Genomic DNA, 18,047 nt, shown 5'->3' with positions numbered 1-18,047 from the left:
TCGGTCTTCTCTCGGTCTCGATGGGGGTAGCGACTACCAGCGGTAGTGCGCGAAGGCCTTGTTGGACTCGGCCATCTTGTGGGTGTCCTCGCGCTTCTTGACGGCCGCACCGAGGCCGTTCGAAGCGTCGAGAAGCTCGTTGAGCAGACGCTCGGTCATGGTCTTCTCGCGACGGGCGCGGGAGTAACCGACCAGCCAGCGCAGCGCGAGCGTGTTGGCGCGACCGGGCTTGACCTCGATCGGAACCTGGTACGTCGCACCACCGACACGGCGGGACTTGACCTCAAGGGTCGGCTTGATGTTCTCCAGCGCGCGCTTCAGCGTGATGACCGGGTCGTTGCTGGTCTTCTCGCGCAGGCCCTCCATGGCGCCGTACACGATGCGCTCGGCGGTGGAGCGCTTGCCGTTCAGCAGCACCTTGTTGATCAGGGAGGTGACAAGAGGAGAACCGTAGACCGGGTCGATGATGACCGGGCGCTTCGGGGCGGGGCCCTTACGAGGCATTTTCTACTTCTCCTTCTTGGCGCCGTAGCGGCTGCGGGCCTGCTTGCGGTTCTTGACACCCTGGGTGTCGAGCGAACCGCGGATGATCTTGTAGCGAACACCGGGCAGGTCCTTCACACGACCGCCACGCACGAGCACGATGGAGTGCTCCTGCAGGTTGTGTCCCTCACCCGGAATGTAAGCGGTGACCTCGATCCCGCTGGTCAGACGCACACGCGCGACCTTACGCAGGGCCGAGTTCGGCTTCTTCGGGGTGGTCGTGAACACACGCGTGCAGACGCCACGACGCTGAGGGGAACCCTCGAGTGCGGGCGTCTTGTTCTTCTCGACCTTGTCCTGCCGGCCCTTACGGACCAGCTGCTGGATCGTAGGCACTACTTCTCCGGTTTCTGTGTGCCGATGTGAAGCTAACCTGGAACGTCGCCGACCCACGCGGTCGGGTGTGTCGAATCGGCGGACTCCCGCCGCGAGGCAAAAGAGCACAGATTACGGTGACCAGTGACGGCTCGCTATGCGGTTGAAGGCACGCACGAGAGCCAGGGCACACCCCAGGCACAAGGTCTGAGCGTACCTACCTCATTCGCTGCGGTCAAAACAACTGGGCCGCGCCCACGGGCCTGCGCAAACCACGCCGAAGCAGTATCCGGCCGACGATCTTCCCGACCCCACCGAAGCGACGGCGACGAACACCGTTAATACCCGCATCTGACCGCATTAATCACGACTGCAACACATTTTCCCCACATGCATGCCATGCGGGTTGAGGCCGCACAGGATCATCGTCGATGTCATCCGGAGGCGAGGGCCACCGCGATCAGCAGCGTGAGCACGAGCGCCCAGACGGCCGTCGACAGCCAGCCGAGCACCAGCCCGGTCAGCGCGAGCCCGTCACCGGCCTCCCCGGTCCGCTCCATCTCGTTGCGCGCCGCGTGCCCCAGGATGACCGCCGGAATCCCGGTGAGCCCCATGGTCGGCAGACACAGCAGCCCGCACACCGCGGCCCCGATCGCCTTGGCGTTGGTCTGCCGCCGCGGCACGGCCATGAAGGTCTGGGGAACGGCCGCGACGGGCCCCGGCTGCGGTACGGGCCCGTGCGGCAGATCGGCCACCAGCAGGGCCAGCTCCCCGACGGTACGAGCCGCATAGGCCTGCGCGACCCGCTTCTCGAACTCGGGGTGCTCCATCCGCCCCTCCCCGTACCCCGCTCTGAGCACGTCCACGGCACGCTCGCGGTCCGCGTGCGAGGCGAGCATGGAGGGGGCGGTCTGCCCCTGCCACGATTGCGGGACACCCTTGCCTGACTGCCACGGCTGCCATGGCGTCGGATCCGACACGGAGCACCTCCCCGAACCCCCGAGTCCTTCCATGATGCGCCGGACCGGCATTTCCGGCACAGAGGGCGTCGGGGGCGGTGTGGGCCGGCGGTCACCCCCGTTCCGCGCCCTGTCCGCACCTGCCGTAGATCATTTCGCGTCGTTGGCCGGTTCGCGCTCTTTCCCGTCAGGCGGTCTTGCGCTTTCAGTACCTTGATCTGTCCGCTGCGAGGGGAATCGGGGGGTGGCCGTGACGTGGACGGCGGTGTACTCAACGGACGACGGGGGCCTGGACGACCGGGTGCCCTTTCTGGCGCGGCTGGAGAGCGTGGACCGCTCGGCGCTGCTGGCGCTCGGCCGGCAGCTGGACTACACGGCGCGCACGGTCCTCATCCACCAGCACGAGCCGTCCTCGCACGTCATCTTCCTGGTGCAGGGCTGGACCAAGGTCACGGCCTCCGCGGCCAACGGCTACGAGGCGCTGCTCGCACTGCGCGGGCCCGGTGACATCGTCGGAGAGTCCGCGGCGCTCACCGGGCGGCCACGGTCGGCGACCGTGACCGCGCTGGAGCCGGTGCGGTCCGTGGCCGTGGAGCACGAGCGCTTCAAGGACTTCCTGAGCCGGTCCCCCGCAGTGTCCTTCGCCCTTCTCGGTCTGACCGCGGACCGCACGAGGGCGGCAGACCGGCGCCGGCTGGAGTTCGCGTCGATGAGCGTGCGGGAGCGTTTCGCCGTCCTCCTGCTGGACCTGGCCCGCACCCACGGCCGCCGCACGGAGGAGGGCATCGAACTCGCCGTACCCCTGAGCAAGCAGGAGCTGGCGGGTTCGGTCGGTGCCTCCCGGGAGATGGTGCAGCGCCTGCTGCGGGAACTGCGCGACAAGGAGGCGGTGGTCACGGGCCGCCGTGCGCTGCTGATACGGCGGCCGGACGTGCTGCGGCGGATCGCGGCGGCCGGGCCGGCGTCGGGCATCCCCTCACCGCAGGGGAGCGAGGAGTGACCTCATCCTCCCCGGATGCCGCTGTGTAAAAACGGTCACACAACGAGTGGGTCATACGTCCTCACCACCCGGGTCACGCGAGCGCCAGGCTGCTGCCCTGCACCGCACACCCCCGGAGAGGCGACCATGAACAACCCCGTGAGCCGCACGATCCTGTTGCTGGACATCGAGAGGTACAGCGACCGGGACGACGTGGAGCAGGCGTATCTGCGGCGCATGCTCTACGACATCACCGACCGCACGCTCGCGGCCGCCGGCATCGACGAGACGCTGCGGTTGCGGGCCGACCGCGGGGACTCGGTGATGGAGCTCATCGACGCGAGCGCCCCGGTCACGGCCTTGCTGCGCAGCCTGCTCACCCAGGTGCCGGCGCAGCTGCGGGCGGTCAACAGGATGGCCTCCAGCTCCGCGCAGATCCGGCTGCGCGGCGTCGTCGCCACCGGCTGGGTCGCCGTGGACGAGCACGACGGCTGGGTCGGCTCCGACCTCAACCACGCCTGCCGGCTGCTGGACGCCCAGATCCTGCGCGCCGCCCTGCGCGAGCGGACCGACGACTTCGCGCTCTGCGTCGCGGACCCCCTGTACGCCGGGGTCGTACGGCACGACCACACGGGGATCCCGAAGGCGGAGTTCCACGCGGTGACGGTGGACAGCAAGAACGGGCCGCTGAAGGCCTGGCTGCACGGCCCGGTGCCGGGCGGTGCGGCGCACGAGGACCACGGTGACACGGGGGCGGGGGAGGCGTCGGGCGGTTCGGGGGACCGCCCGACGCCGCGGGTCCCCCAGCAGGGCGGCCCGGCGCCGGACCGGGGAGCCCCGGCGCCGGGCCCCGTCTTCAACGGCGCCGTAACCATCGGCGGCGGCACGGTGAGCGGCGACCAGAACAACGTCACCGGCAACCAGATCGGCGGCGACTTCACCATCGGGGGCGGCAACAAGCGCGGGGAGGGCTCGTGAGCACACCCGAGCAGCAGCCCGGCGCGGGGGCGGCCGACCCCGCGCCGGACCAGCGCCCCGCCGACTCCGACGCGAAGGACGAGGCCCGAAGAGAGGGCGCGGACGAGGAGTCCGCGGAGCACGACCAGCCGCAGAAGGCCTGGTCGGCCCGGCGGGACCTGGTCGACCACAGCCCGCGGAGCATGAGCATCGGCGCCCGGGCGCGCTTCGGCGGCGGCACGGTGAGCGGCGACCAGAACAACGTCACCGGCAACCAGGTCAGCGGCGACGTGATCATGGGCACCAAGACAGAGGTCTACCACTTCTCCATACCCGGGTTCGGATCGTCGGCGTCCGCGTCCGGCGAGGTCCCCCGGACGACCCTGGACCACCTGGACGAGCACTTCACCGCCGACGAGGAAATCGTGGCGAGCCTGCTCGACCGGCTGCGCCACGACCACGTCCTCATCCTCTCCGGTGCCCGCTTCACCGGCCGCCGCACGGCCGCGCTGATGCTCCTGCACCGCCTCGGCGTCTCCTCGGTGCGCACCCTGGACCGCGACACGGGCCCGAGCGCCCTCGCCGACCAGGTCGCCGCCGCACAACCCGACGAGGATCCGTCGCGCGGATACGTCCTGTGCGACCTGGCCACCCGCCGCGACCGCCCGCTGCGCGAGCCACACCTGCTGGCGGCCCGCGACCGGCTCGGCGAGCACGGGTACCTGATCGTCACCGTCGACGACACCGCCGTACTGGAGGACGTGGCGTTCACCGCGGCCTGGAGCCCGCCCGCCCCTTCCGACGTCCTGGCCGCCCATCTGCGCACCCGCTCCGATGCCGAGACCGCCGCCAAGCTGCTCCAACTCCCGGACGTCACCGGGTTCCTGGACCGCCGTCACCAGTTGCGCGAGGTCGCCGCCTTCGCCCAGTTGCTCGCCCGGCACGCGGCCGGCGAGGTCGGCGCGGACGCGGTCGCGCAGTTCTCGCTCGTCTCGCTGGAGAACCAGGTCCAGGAGTGGTTCGAGGAGGACGAGGCCTCGATCCACCTGCGGGACAAGGCGTTCCTGGTGGCCCTCGCCGCCTTCGACGGTGGCCCGTACGCCCTCACAGCCGAGGTCAGCGACCTGCTCTACCGCTTGCTCCAGGAGACCTGGAACCGGTCCCAGGTCCCGGAGGTCCCCGTCTTCGGCACGCACATCGGCAAGCGCCTCCAACTGGCCCGTGCGGAGAGGTTCGAGGAGGACGAGCACACCGAGTGGGGACCGGTCCCCCAGCAGAAGGCCAGGTTCCTCGACGAGCGGGTCTCCCTCGTGCTGCTGCGCGAGGTGTGGCTCGGCCACCCCTCCGCCCGCCCCGCGCTGATCGGCTGGCTGCGCCGGCTCGCCGACGACGGCCGTCCCCTGGTCCGCACCCGCGCCGCGTCCACCGTCGCGGTCCTCGCCCGCACCGACCTGCCCTCGGCGATGGCGCTGGTCATCGAGCCCTGGTGCATCTCGAAGCGGTACCGGCAGCGGCTGGTCGCCGTCAACGCGCTCACGCTCGCCCACCTCATCGGCACGCCCTATATCCCGCGCATCCTCGACGATTGGTGCGAGGGCGAGGACGCACGGCTGCGCTGGGTGGCCGTAAGGGCGTACGGGCTGATCGGCCCGGAACGGCCTGACCAGGCCCTCGCCGCGCTGCGCAAGGCCGTACGCAGGTTCCACGAGGACAATCCCGACGACGTGGACGGCGAGATGGCACGCGAACTCGCCGAAGCCGTCGAGCTGTTGCTGCTCTCCCCCGCCGGTGACCGGGTCCTGGCCGGGCTGCGCGAGCACCTCGACGACGACCGTGCCGTGCACGACCTGACGCTCGGCGGCTTCGTGGGCGCCTGCCGCCGCACCCAGGACGGCGAGCGGTACGGCACCCCGCTGGTCCTGGACTGGTACGCCCGAACCGCCCACGAGGGCGGAGAGCCCGCCCACGGCATCCCCACCCTGTGGGGGGCGGCGCTCGCCGAGCCGCGGACCACCCAGGAGGCGCTCAAGGTCCTGAGCGACTGGGTGCTGATCGCCGACCGCTCCACGGCCACCGAGTGGGCGCTGGCAGCCCTGCTGCCCCGGCTCGTCACCACGCCTGCCGAGCACGACCGGCTGAGCCATCTCCTGCGGACCATGCCCGGCGAGGACGGCAGTGCCGCGCCCAAGGTGACCGCCCGCCTGCTGGCCGTCCTGCCGAACCGCTGACCAGTCACGTCACCGAGGAGAAACGCACCATGCCCTCTTTCCACCGCCCGCCCGAGTGGCAGCAGCAGGCGGACCGGCACACCGAACTGGTCGATCCCGTGCTCACCGTGCGCCAGTTGGGCCGCTTCGACCTCAACCTCAAGTCGCTGATCCGCATCGACCACGCCCTGGTCTTCTCCACCCCGAAGGGTGGCTACGACCCGTATCTGCCGCCCCGCCGCCCCACGCGCAGCGAGATAGCGGCGAATCGGTACACGGCCGTGTACGAGGTGGACATGGGCGTGCACCCGTTCTCCGCCGAGCTCGCCCTGCCCAGCGACAACGACGCGTTCGAGTTCACGGCCGCGGTCGAACTGTCCTGGCAGGTCCTGGACCCCGCCCGGTTCGTGGCCAGTGGTCACCGGGACGTGCCGGGTCTGGTGCTGGGCGAGCTGCAGCGGGCGGCCCGGCCGGTCACCCGGCGCTTCGCCATCGCCGACAGCGCGGACGCCGAGCGCGAACTGCTGCAGGCGGTCACGGTGCTGGGGCCGCTCGGGGCGCCGGCGGGGCTGCAGGTGACGTGGACCCTGCGGCTGCGGCGCGACCAGGAGAACATCGACCACCAGCGGCGGCTCCAGGCCATCGACCACTCCGCCGCCGAGCAGATCCGTGCGGCCGAGCGGGGCATGGAGATCGACGTCGAGGTGGACCGCCGCAACCGGCAGCAGGACCACCTGCAGATCGGACGGGCCACGGACTACGGCCGCCAGCAGCAGGAGCTGATCCTCCAGCAGCAGCGATGGCAGCACGAACTGGCTCTGCAGCAGGGGGAGCAGATGCTGGAGCTGCAGCGCATCGAGGCGAAGAAGATCGAGTTCTTCCAGTGGCATCTGTCGCAGGGCGGCGTCCAGGCCTGGGCCATGCATCTCGCCCAGCACCCCGAGGACTCCCGGCTGGTGATGACCAGCATGCGCGAGGACCAACTCCGCATGATCCAGGCCCAGATGGACCTGGTGGGCCAACTCCTCAGCGGCGACACGGCCGAGAGCTACGAACTGGAGGGCCCGAAGCAACTCGCCCTGCGCACGGTCAGCGACATCCTGAACCAGCGCCTTCCCGGGGTCCCCCAGACACCGCCGCTGATCGCGCCGCAGGGCGACGGACCGGGGTACCCCGACACGCCGGACCACCAGGGCCCGGGCAGCCAGGCTCCGGGCGGCCAGGCGCCTCTTCCGCGGGCCTCGGCGCAGGTGCCCGCTCAGCCACCAGCGCCTCCGGGCCCCCCGGCACCCCCGGCACCCCCCGCTCAGCATCCCGCCGCTGCCGCCCCCGGCCCCCCTCTGCCCGGCCGGCCCGCCTGGCAACCGTCCACGCCCTACGCTCCCCCGCCCACGCCGTACGCCCCTCCGCTCACGCTCCCCGGCTCCCACCCCGGCGCTCCCGCCCCGCCGCCGGCTCCTGAGCAGACTCCGGCCTGGCAGCCGCCGCCCGGCTACGGCAGCACCCCGACCCTGCCCGCGCAGGCGCCACCGCCCGAGCCCGGCCATCCGTCCGACCAGCGTCCTCAGTCCGACTCGGACGACTCGAACAACTCCCAAGAGGCAAGCGACACATGACGACCACCGACCCGGCGCCCGCACCGGCACCCGCACCCGCACCCGCCGTCGGCACCCCCCAGCCCGTCGGCTCCGCGGAGCGCATACGGCTCTGCGAGCGACTCCTCACCGACCTGCGCATCGAGATCGCGCGCGCCGACAGCAAGGCCTCCGTGCTGGTGGCCGCACTCGGCCTGACGGCCGGCGTGTTCAGCGGACTGCTCGCCGGACGGAGCTGGACCCCGGCAACGCTGTCCGGCGCGGGCACGGCACTGTGGTGGTCCGGGACGCTGTCCCTCGCCGTCTCCCTCTTCGCCATGCTGCTGGCCGTACTCCCGCGTTACCGCTCCGGATCGTGGCGGCCGGGGCAGCCGCTGACGTACTTCGGCGACATCCAACAGGCGGTCCGGCACGGCCACTTGGAGTCCGCTCTCGCCGACACGGAACAGAATCCCGTCGCCGGTCTGACCGTGGCCCTCACCGAGTCCAGCCGCCTCGCCGCCCGCAAGCACCAGTGCATCCGGGCCGGCCTGATCGCCTTCTGCCTCGGCACGGTCCTGCTGCCCGCGTCCCTGCTCATCGGCTGAGCCGCCGCACAGCGTCCCCAACTGAAGCAACCACTAGGAACCGCCGTGACCCAGCAACCTCCGGAGTATCCCCAGTACCCGACGCATCCGTCCCAGTCGTCGTCACCGCCGCAGTACCCGCCGGCCGAGCCTCCTCAGTACCCGCAGGCACCGCAGTACCCCACCGCTCAGACGCCGCCACCGTACCCGCAGGCCACCCTGCCCCCGCAGTATCCGCAGACACCCCCTGCCGCACCCACTCCACCGCTCACACCATCCATACCGCCCACACCTCCTGCTCCCTCCACCCACGCGCACCACATCAGCACCGACCACGGCCGCGTCCACATCCGCCGCGATCAGCGCCGCACCGACGCCACCACCGTCGGCAGCCTGCTGCTCCACCTGCCGAACTTCCTGTGCAGCCTGTTCGTCGTCGGCCTCGTCTCGCTCTTCTTCGGCGGCTTCGGCATCGTCGTGGTGCTGGCCTGGCTCGCCAGCGGCGCCCTCGTGTTCCACCGCCCCACCGAAAGCGCCATCGCGCGCCGTCTGCTCCGTTTGCGCCACCCCACTCCGCAAGAACGGGCCAAACTCGAACCGGTCTGGCGCGAGGTCACGGCCCGCGCCGGCGTGGAGGGCCGCAACTACGAGCTGTGGGTTGAGGACAGCGACGGCCTGAACGCGGTCGCCGCGGCGGGCCACATCGTCGGCGTCACCCGCTTCGCCATGAACGAGCTGCCCAACGGCGAACTCGCCGCCGTCATGGCGCACGAGCTGGGCCACCACGTCGGCGGCCACGCCTGGTCCGGGCTTCTCGGCTACTGGTACGCGCTGCCCGGCCGGATCGCGTGGCGCGTCCTGAAGGCGTTCTCGGGCTTCGTGTTCAAGGTGTCGAGCGCGTTCGGCTGCATCGGTACCGCCGTGGTGGCACTGGTCATCGGAAGCATCGCTCTGGCGACGATCAGCACACTGTACGGACTCCCCCTGCTCGTCCTGGCCGTGCCGTACGCCCTCGCCGCAGTCGGCCGACGTTCCGAGCTGCGGGCGGACCAACACGCGGCCGCGCTGGGCTTCGCCCCGATGCTGGCCGCCGTACTCGACAAACTGCACCGGCAGGAGCAGCACGCCCAGGCCGCGCTCACCGCGGCGAACGGCGGTGTGCGGCTCGAGGAGGGCGCGCTCAGCAAACTGCTCTCCTCGCACCCGGACTACCACACGCGCCTGCACCACCTGCAGCCGTATCTGCAACCGCCGCGCTGACGCCCCCGCACACGCCGAAGGGCGGCCACCCCGTGAGGTGACCGCCCTTCAGTGCTTCAGCGTTTCAGCGCTTCAGACCAACGCCTTACTGGTTGTACGGACCGTAGTCGTAGTCCTCCAGCGGCACGGCCTGGCCGGAGCCAGTGCCGAACGGCGAGTAGTCGATGTCGTCGTAGCCGACGGCCGAGTACATCGCGGCCTTGGCCTCCTCGGTCGGCTCGACCCGGATGTTGCGGTAGCGGGACAGGCCCGTACCGGCCGGGATGAGCTTACCGATGATGACGTTCTCCTTGAGGCCGATGAGGCTGTCGGACTTGGCGTTGATCGCCGCGTCCGTCAGAACTCGGGTCGTCTCCTGGAAGGAGGCGGCCGACAGCCAGGACTCCGTCGCCAGCGAGGCCTTGGTGATACCCATCAGCTGCGGACGGCCGGAGGCCGGGTGGCCACCTTCCTGGACCACACGACGGTTCTCGACCTCGAACTTCGAGCGCTCGACCAGCTCGCCGGGCAGCAGCTCGGCGTCGCCCGACTCGATGATCGTCACACGGCGCAGCATCTGCCGGATGATGATCTCGATGTGCTTGTCGTGGATCGACACACCCTGCGAGTTGTAGACCTTCTGGACCTCGCCGACCAGGTGGACCTGGACGGCACGCTGACCCAGGATGCGCAGCACGTCGTGCGGGTTGGTGGCACCCACGGTGAGCTTCTGGCCCACCTCGACGTGCTCGCCCTCGCTGACCAGGAGACGGGCACGCTTCGAGATCGGGAACGCCGTCTCGTCGCTGCCGTCGTCCGGGGTGACGACGAGCTTCTTGGTCTTCTCGGTCTCCTCGATCCGCACGCGGCCGGAGGCCTCGGAGATCGGGGCGACACCCTTCGGCGTACGAGCCTCGAAGAGCTCGACGACACGGGGCAGACCCTGGGTGATGTCGTCACCGGCCACACCACCGGTGTGGAAGGTACGCATCGTCAGCTGGGTACCGGGCTCACCGATGGACTGGGCGGCGATGATGCCGACCGCCTCACCGATGTCGACCAGCTTGCCGGTGGCCAGCGAGCGGCCGTAGCACATGGCGCAGGTGCCGACCTGGGACTCGCAGGTCAGGATCGAACGGGTCTTGACCTCCTCGACACCGTGGTGCACCAGCTGGTCGATGAGCACGTCGCCGAGGTCCACGTTGGCCGGCGCGATCACCTTGCCGTCGATGACGACGTCCTCGGCGAGCATGCGGGCGTAGACGCTGGTCTCGACGTCCTCCGCCTTGACCAGGACACCCGCGGCGTTCTTCGAGGCGATCCGCAGCTTCAGACCGCGCTCGGTGCCGCAGTCCTCCTCGCGGATGATGACGTCCTGCGAGACGTCCACCAGACGACGGGTCAGGTAACCCGAGTCGGCGGTACGCAGGGCGGTGTCCGCCAGACCCTTACGGGCACCGTGCGTGGAGATGAAGTACTCCAGCACGGACAGGCCCTCACGGAAGGACGCCTTGATCGGACGCGGGATGGTCTCGTTCTTCGCGTTCGACACCAGACCACGCATACCGGCGATCTGCCGCATCTGCATCATGTTTCCTCGGGCACCCGAGTCAACCATCATGAAGATGGGGTTCGTCTTGGGGAAGTTCTCGTTCATCGCCTCGGCGACCTCGTTGGTCGCCTTGGTCCAGATCGCGATGAGCTCCTGAGTGCGCTCTTCCTTGGTGATCAGACCGCGCTCGTACTGCTTCTGGACCTTCTCGTCCTGCGCCTCGTAGCCCGCGACGATGGCCTTCTTGGCCTCGGGGACGACGACGTCGGAGATGGCCACGGTGACACCGGAGCGGGTGCCCCAGTAGAAGCCGGCCGCCTTCAGGTTGTCGAGCGTCGCCGCCACGATGACCTTGGGGTAGCGCTCCGCCAGGTCGTTGACGATCTCGCCGAGCTGCTTCTTGCCCACCGAGTAGTCGACGAACGGGTAGTCCTCGGGCAGCAGTTCGTTGAAGAGCGCGCGGCCCAGGGTGGTGCGCAGGCGGAACGTGTCCCCCTGCTGCCACTCCGGCTCGCCCTCCTCCTGCGCCGGGGGCATCCAGCCGCGCGGCGGGAAGGTGCCCACCGGGAAGCGGATGTCCACGGCCGACTGCAGCGCGAGCTCGCCGGCGTCGAACGCCATCGTCGCCTCGGCCGTGGAGCCGAACGCGCGGCCCTCGCCCTTGGTGTCGCGCAGCTCACCGTCGGTGGTGAGGAAGAACAGACCGAGGACCATGTCCTGGGTCGGCATCGTCACCGGACGACCGTCGGCGGGCTTGAGGATGTTGTTCGAGGACAGCATCAGGATGCGGGCCTCGGCCTGCGCCTCCGCGGAGAGCGGCAGGTGGACGGCCATCTGGTCACCGTCGAAGTCCGCGTTGAACGCGGTGCAGACGAGCGGGTGGATCTGGATGGCCTTGCCCTCGACCAGCTGCGGCTCGAAGGCCTGGATGCCGAGGCGGTGCAGGGTGGGAGCACGGTTCAGCAGAACCGGGTGCTCGGCGATGACCTCTTCGAGGACGTCGTACACGACCGTGCGGCCGCGCTCCACCATGCGCTTGGCGCTCTTGATGTTCTGCGCGTGGTTCAGGTCGACCAGGCGCTTCATCACGAACGGCTTGAAGAGCTCCAGCGCCATCGCCTTCGGCAGACCGCACTGGTGCAGCTTCAGCTGCGGACCGACGACGATCACGGAACGCGCGGAGTAGTCCACACGCTTGCCGAGCAGGTTCTGACGGAATCGACCCTGCTTGCCCTTCAGCATGTCGCTGAGGGACTTCAGCGGGCGGTTACCGGGACCGGTGACCGGGCGACCACGACGACCGTTGTCGAACAGCGCGTCGACGGCCTCCTGGAGCATGCGCTTCTCGTTGTTCACGATGATCTCGGGCGCACCGAGGTCGAGAAGGCGCTTCAGTCGGTTGTTGCGGTTGATCACACGGCGGTACAGGTCGTTCAGGTCGGAGGTCGCGAAGCGGCCACCGTCCAGCTGCACCATCGGGCGAAGGTCCGGCGGGATGACCGGGACGCAGTCGAGGACCATGCCCTTGGGGCTGTTGGAGGTCTGCAGGAAGGCAGACACGACCTTCAGCCGCTTCAGCGCACGGGTCTTCTTCTGGCCCTTGCCGGTACGGATGATCTCGCGAAGCCGCTCGGCCTCTTCATCGAGGTCGAAGGACTCCAGGCGCTTCTGCAGCGCCGCGGCACCCATCGAACCGTCGAAGTACGTGCCGAAGCGGTCACGCAGCTCGCGGTACAGCAGCTCGTCACCTTCGAGGTCCTGGACCTTGAGGTTCTTGAACCGGGTCCACACCTCGTCGAGACGGTCGATCTCGCGCTGCGCACGGTCGCGCAGCTGCTTCATCTCACGCTCGGCACCTTCGCGCACCTTGCGGCGCACGTCGGCCTTGGCACCCTCGGCCTCGAGCTCGGCCAGGTCGGACTCGAGCTTCTTGGCGCGGGTCTCCAGGTCGGCGTCCCGGCGGTTCTCGACCTGCTGGCGCTCCACGGAGACGTGCGCCTCCAGGGAGGGCAGGTCGCGGGTACGACGCTCGTCGTCGACGTACGTGATCATGTACGCCGCGAAGTAGATGACCTTCTCGAGGTCCTTGGGCGCCAGGTCCAGCAGGTAGCCGAGGCGCGAAGGAACACCCTTGAAGTACCAGATGTGCGTGACGGGAGCGGCCAGCTCGATGTGGCCCATCCGCTCACGACGCACCTTGGCGCGAGTGACCTCGACGCCGCAGCGCTCACAGATGATGCCCTTGAACCGGACACGCTTGTACTTGCCGCAGTAGCACTCCCAGTCCCGGGTCGGACCGAAGATCTTCTCGCAGAAGAGTCCGTCCTTTTCGGGCTTGAGCGTGCGGTAGTTGATCGTCTCGGGCTTCTTGACCTCGCCGTGGCTCCACTGACGGATGTCGTCAGCGGTGGCCAGACCGATCCGGAGCTCGTCGAAGAAGTTGACGTCGAGCACTATGCGTCAATCCCTCTCAGGGTTGTAAGTCTGTGGGGTCTGATACGGGGGTCCAGGGGCCGGCCGGAGTTCCTCACCAGGTCCTCCGGCCGGACTCCCGTCAGACCTCTTCGACGCTGCTCGGCTCGCGCCGGGACAGGTCGATGCCGAGCTCCTCCGCAGCGCGGAAGACATCCTCGTCGGTGTCACGCATTTCGATGGACATACCGTCGCTGGACAGCACCTCCACGTTCAGGCAGAGCGACTGCATCTCCTTGATGAGCACCTTGAAGGACTCGGGGATGCCGGGCTCGGGGATGTTCTCGCCCTTGACGATGGCCTCGTAGACCTTCACGCGGCCGGTGACGTCGTCGGACTTGATGGTCAGCAGCTCCTGGAGGGCGTACGCGGCGCCGTATGCCTCCAGCGCCCACACCTCCATCTCGCCGAACCGCTGGCCACCGAACTGGGCCTTACCACCCAGCGGCTGCTGGGTGATCATCGAGTACGGACCGGTCGAGCGGGCGTGCAGCTTGTCGTCGACCAGGTGGTGGAGCTTCAGGATGTACATGTAGCCGACCGAGATCGGCTCCGGGAACGGCTCACCCGAGCGGCCGTCGAACAGCGGCGCCTTACCGGTCGGGAGCACCATGCGCTCTCCGTCGCGGTTCGGGATCGTGTGGTTCAGCAGACCGGCCAGCTCGTCCTCACGCGCACCGTCGAAGACGGGGGTGGCGACGTTCGTGCCGGGCTCGACCTTGTCGGCCGCGATGGCCTGGAGGCGCTGCGCCCAGTCGTCCGCGAGGCCGGAGACGTCCCAGCCGCGGCTGGCGAGCCAGCCGAGGTGGATCTCCAGGACCTGTCCCGGGTTCATTCGGGACGGCACACCGAGCGGGTTGAGGATGATGTCGACCGGGGTGCCGTCCTCCAGGAACGGCATGTCCTCGATCGGCAGGATCTTCGAGATGACACCCTTGTTGCCGTGTCGGCCGGCGAGCTTGTCACCGTCCGTGATCTTGCGCTTCTGCGCCACGTAGACACGAACCAGCTGGTTCACGCCCGGCGGCAGCTCGTCGCCCTCTTCACGGTCGAAGACGCGGACGCCGATGACCTTGCCGATCTCGCCGTGCGGCACCTTCAGCGAGGTGTCACGGACCTCACGGGCCTTCTCACCGAAGATCGCGCGCAGCAGGCGCTCCTCCGGGGTCAGCTCGGTCTCACCCTTGGGCGTGACCTTGCCGACGAGGATGTCACCGGCGACGACCTCGGCACCGATACGGATGATGCCGCGCTCGTCGAGGTCGGCGAGGACCTCCTCGGAGACGTTCGGGATGTCCCGGGTGATCTCCTCCGGGCCGAGCTTGGTGTCACGGGCGTCGACCTCATGCTCCTCGATGTGGATCGAGGAGAGGACGTCGTCCTGCACGAGGCGCTGCGACAGGATGATCGCGTCCTCGTAGTTGTGACCCTCCCACGGCATGAACGCCACGAGCAGGTTCTTACCGAGAGCCATCTCGCCGTTCTCGGTGGCCGGACCGTCGGCGAGCACCTGGCCCGTGATGATCCGGTCGCCCTCGTTGACGATGACCTTCTGGTTGACCGAGGTGCCCTGGTTGGACCGGGAGAACTTGGCCAGGCGGTACGTGATGTACGTGCCGTCGTCGTTGGCCGTGGTGATGTAGTCCGCGGAGACCTCCTGGACCACACCGTCCTTCTCGGCCTTGACCACGTCACCGGCGTCGACGGCGGAGCGGTACTCCATGCCGGTACCGACGAGCGGGGCCTCGGACTTGATGAGCGGCACGGCCTGACGCATCATGTTCGCGCCCATGAGGGCACGGTTGGCGTCGTCGTGCTCGAGGAACGGGATCATGGCGGTCGCGACCGACACCATCTGGCGCGGCGAGACGTCCATGTAGTCCACGTCGTCACCGGCGACGTAGTCGACCTCGCCGCCACGACGGCGGACCAGGACGCGGTTCTCGGTGAAACGCAGGTCGTCGTCGAGCGTGGCGTTGGCCTGCGCGATGACGAACCGGTCCTCTTCGTCGGCCGTCAGGTAGTCGACCTCGTCGGTGACGACACCGTCGGTGACCCGGCGGTACGGCGTCTCCACGAAACCGAACGCGTTGACGCGGCCGTAGGAGGCGAGCGAGCCGATCAGACCGATGTTCGGGCCTTCGGGGGTCTCGATCGGACACATGCGGCCGTAGTGGGACGGGTGCACGTCACGGACCTCGAAGCCGGCCCGCTCACGGGAGAGACCACCCGGGCCGAGCGCCGACAGACGACGCTTGTGGGTGAGACCCGACAGCGGGTTGTTCTGGTCCATGAACTGCGACAGCTGGCTGGTGCCGAAGAACTCCTTGATGGAGGCGACGACCGGCCGGATGTTGATCAGGGTCTGCGGCGTGATCGCCTCGACGTCCTGGGTCGTCATGCGCTCACGGACGACGCGCTCCATACGAGCCAGACCCGTACGGACCTGGTTCTGGATGAGCTCGCCGACGCTGCGCAGACGACGGTTGCCGAAGTGGTCGATGTCGTCGGTCTCGACAACGATCGTCTGACCGTTGTCCGCCGCCGTCTCGGTCTCGCCGGCGTGCAGCTTCACCAGGTACTTGATCGTCGAGATGACGTCCTCGACGGTCAGGATGCCCGCGTCGAGCGGAGCCTCCGCACCCAGCTTCTTGTTGACCTTGTAGCGGCCTACCTTGGCGAGGTCGTAGCGCTTCGGGTTGAAGTACAGGTTCTCCAGAAGCGTCTGCGCGGCCTCACGCGTGGGCGGCTCGCCCGGACGCAGCTTGCGGTAGATGTCGAGCAGTGCGTCGTCCTGGCCCTGGGTGTGGTCCTTCTCCAGGGTGGCGCGCATGGACTCGTACTCGCCGAACTCCTCCAGGATCTGCTCGGTCGTCCAACCGAGAGCCTTGAGCAGAACGGTCACGGACTGCTTGCGCTTGCGGTCGATGCGGACACCGACCATGTCGCGCTTGTCGATCTCCATCTCCAGCCAGGCACCCCGGGACGGGATGATCTTGGCCGAGAAGATGTCCTTGTCGGACGTCTTGTCGATCGAGGAGTCGAAGTAGACGCCCGGCGAGCGGACCAGCTGCGACACGACGACACGCTCGGTGCCATTGATGACGAAGGTGCCCTTGTGGGTCATGAGCGGGAAGTCGCCCATGAAGACCGTCTGGGACTTGATCTCGCCGGTCTCGTTGTTGGTGAACTCAGCCGTCACGAAGAGCGGAGCGGCGTACGTGAAGTCGCGCTCCTTGCACTCGTCGATGCTGTTCTTCGGCGGCTCGAAACGGTGGTCGCGGAACGTCAGCGACATCGACCCGGAAAAGTCCTCGATCGGAGAGATCTCCTCGAAGATCTCCTCCAGACCGGACTTGGTGGGGACATCCTGACCGGACTCGATAGCCGCCTCGACCCGACTCTGCCAGGCGGTGTTCCCGAGCAGCCAGTCAAAGCTTTCGGTCTGCAGCGCGAGCAGGTTGGGAACCTCGAGGGGCTCCTTGATCTTTGCAAAGGAGATGCGCAGCGGGGCGGTGCTGGCGCCGTTGTTCGTATTCGCGGTCGAGGCAGTGCGCGAGGCGGCCAAGAGGGGGTCCTTCCGAGGGCTCGGACTCACTACGCGCGTACCGGTCCCTCTCCTGCACACAGAGACAGCACTCCCCGATTTGGCCGAAAGGCCAGGTCGGGGACGTTCTGATCGTCGGTGCTCAAGCGAGGGCATGCCCCTGGTGACGGGCAGGGGACAGCTAACAGGCAGCGCAAAGGGTCAGTGTAGCCACTCGGCACACTGATGTCCAGCCCCGATTTTTTGAGACCGTCGTTGTCTCCACACCTGCTGCAAGCCCACGCCCTCAATGCACGTTGATACTGCCCTCTTCGTCGTCGATCCATGCCTCGGATTCGGATCCTTGTGACGACGCGTCCTGAGAATTGCGCGCTGCGTGCGGTTCGTCAAGGCCCCTCTTGCCCAAACCGGGTGCTGCCATCGTCACTTGCAGCCTGCACCGGGGCCTCTCGGAGGCACAACGAAGATCACCATACTCTCCGCGGACCCGGTGCAAGGCAGCCGCCACACGGTCTCCCGGAACGCCGAAGAGCGACCACCCGGATGGATGATCGCTCTTCAGTGCGTCAGCGTTACAGCCCTCTGCGAGGAGCTGTGTCAGCCGGCAAGGGAGCCCCTACGGGACTCCGTGGGGTCACTTGACCTCGACGGAGGCGCCGGCGCCCTTGAGGGACTCGGCGGCCTTCTCGGCGGCGTCCTTGGCGACCTTCTCGAGAACGGGCTTGGGGGCGCCGTCCACGAGGTCCTTGGCCTCCTTGAGACCCAGGGAGGTCAGCTCACGCACGACCTTGATGACCTGGATCTTCTTCTCGCCGGCACCCGTGAGGATGACGTCGAACTCGTCCTGCTCCTCAGCGGCCTCGGCGGGGGCGGCCGGACCGGCCGGACCGGCGACGGCAACCGCGGCGGCGGCGGTGACGTCGAACTTCTCCTCGAACGCCTTCACGAACTCGGAGAGCTGGATGAGGGTCATGCCCTCGAACTCGGCGAGCAGTTCGTCCTGGGTGAGAGCCACGATGGCTTTCCTTCCACTAATTTCGGCTGGTGCCGGGATGTACATGTATGGCGGGCGTACGTTCGGCCCGCTACGACCTCTGCCTCAGGCGGAGAGCCTCA

Annotated in this window: 12 protein-coding genes; 6 read left to right on the top strand and 6 right to left on the bottom strand. The window is 68.5% G+C overall.

Annotated elements, in window-relative coordinates:
- Window positions 1-33: 33 nt before the first annotated feature.
- The 3 genes from rpsG to OG870_RS28105 all read right to left on the bottom strand — a co-directional run bounded on the left by rpsG (window position 34) and on the right by OG870_RS28105 (window position 1,838).
- Window positions 34-504 carry a 30S ribosomal protein S7 gene (gene rpsG, locus OG870_RS28115; RefSeq protein ID WP_005481264.1) on the bottom strand — a complete coding sequence of 157 codons (471 nt, stop codon included), beginning with the start codon at window positions 502-504 and terminating at the stop codon, window positions 34-36.
- Window positions 505-507: 3 nt separating this feature from the next.
- Window positions 508-879, bottom strand: coding sequence for a 30S ribosomal protein S12 (gene rpsL, locus OG870_RS28110; RefSeq protein WP_003948652.1), 372 nt, complete (start codon window positions 877-879; stop codon window positions 508-510).
- A gap of 413 nt (window positions 880-1,292) precedes the next feature.
- Window positions 1,293-1,838 (bottom strand): DUF1707 and DUF4190 domain-containing protein, encoded by a 546-nt coding sequence (locus OG870_RS28105; RefSeq protein ID WP_327691674.1) that lies wholly within the window; start codon window positions 1,836-1,838, stop codon window positions 1,293-1,295.
- Window positions 1,839-2,067: 229 nt separating this feature from the next.
- Between OG870_RS28105 and OG870_RS28100 the strand changes: the two genes are divergently transcribed.
- The 6 genes from OG870_RS28100 to OG870_RS28075 all read left to right on the top strand — a co-directional run bounded on the left by OG870_RS28100 (window position 2,068) and on the right by OG870_RS28075 (window position 9,381).
- On the top strand, window positions 2,068-2,817 hold the full coding sequence (locus OG870_RS28100) for a Crp/Fnr family transcriptional regulator (protein WP_266520565.1): 750 nt from the start codon (window positions 2,068-2,070) through the stop codon (window positions 2,815-2,817).
- 126 nt (window positions 2,818-2,943) lie between these two features.
- Window positions 2,944-3,774, top strand: a complete 831-nt coding sequence (locus OG870_RS28095) for a hypothetical protein (RefSeq protein ID WP_266519641.1) — start codon at window positions 2,944-2,946, stop codon at window positions 3,772-3,774.
- Window positions 3,771-5,981 (top strand): hypothetical protein, encoded by a 2,211-nt coding sequence (locus tag OG870_RS28090; protein ID WP_266589387.1) that lies wholly within the window; start codon window positions 3,771-3,773, stop codon window positions 5,979-5,981. Before OG870_RS28095 ends, OG870_RS28090 begins: the two co-directional genes overlap by 4 nt.
- A 29-nt stretch (window positions 5,982-6,010) precedes the next feature.
- Window positions 6,011-7,576 (top strand): hypothetical protein, encoded by a 1,566-nt coding sequence (locus tag OG870_RS28085; protein WP_266844356.1) that lies wholly within the window; start codon window positions 6,011-6,013, stop codon window positions 7,574-7,576.
- Window positions 7,573-8,142 carry a Pycsar system effector family protein gene (locus tag OG870_RS28080; protein WP_266589383.1) on the top strand — a complete coding sequence of 190 codons (570 nt, stop codon included), beginning with the start codon at window positions 7,573-7,575 and terminating at the stop codon, window positions 8,140-8,142. Before OG870_RS28085 ends, OG870_RS28080 begins: the two co-directional genes overlap by 4 nt.
- A 45-nt stretch (window positions 8,143-8,187) precedes the next feature.
- On the top strand, window positions 8,188-9,381 hold the full coding sequence (locus tag OG870_RS28075; protein ID WP_327691673.1) for a M48 family metalloprotease: 1,194 nt from the start codon (window positions 8,188-8,190) through the stop codon (window positions 9,379-9,381).
- 85 nt (window positions 9,382-9,466) lie between these two features.
- Here OG870_RS28075 and OG870_RS28070 read toward each other — a convergent pair whose 3' ends face one another.
- The 3 genes from OG870_RS28070 to rplL all read right to left on the bottom strand — a co-directional run bounded on the left by OG870_RS28070 (window position 9,467) and on the right by rplL (window position 17,949).
- On the bottom strand, window positions 9,467-13,366 hold the full coding sequence (locus tag OG870_RS28070; protein WP_266519630.1) for a DNA-directed RNA polymerase subunit beta': 3,900 nt from the start codon (window positions 13,364-13,366) through the stop codon (window positions 9,467-9,469).
- 100 nt (window positions 13,367-13,466) lie between these two features.
- Window positions 13,467-16,952: a DNA-directed RNA polymerase subunit beta gene (gene rpoB, locus OG870_RS28065; RefSeq protein WP_266519628.1), complete on the bottom strand. Its 3,486-nt coding sequence runs from the start codon at window positions 16,950-16,952 to the stop codon at window positions 13,467-13,469.
- A 613-nt stretch (window positions 16,953-17,565) separates the two neighbouring features.
- Complete coding sequence (gene rplL, locus OG870_RS28060) at window positions 17,566-17,949, bottom strand: 50S ribosomal protein L7/L12 (protein ID WP_266520563.1); 384 nt, start codon at window positions 17,947-17,949, stop codon at window positions 17,566-17,568.
- Window positions 17,950-18,047: the final 98 nt, after the last annotated feature.

The organism is Streptomyces sp. NBC_00461 (assembly GCF_036013935.1).
Taxonomy (GTDB): Bacteria; Actinomycetota; Actinomycetes; order Streptomycetales; family Streptomycetaceae; genus Streptomyces.
Note: the sequence above shows the minus strand (reverse complement) of the source record. Positions and strands in the feature narration are given on the sequence as shown.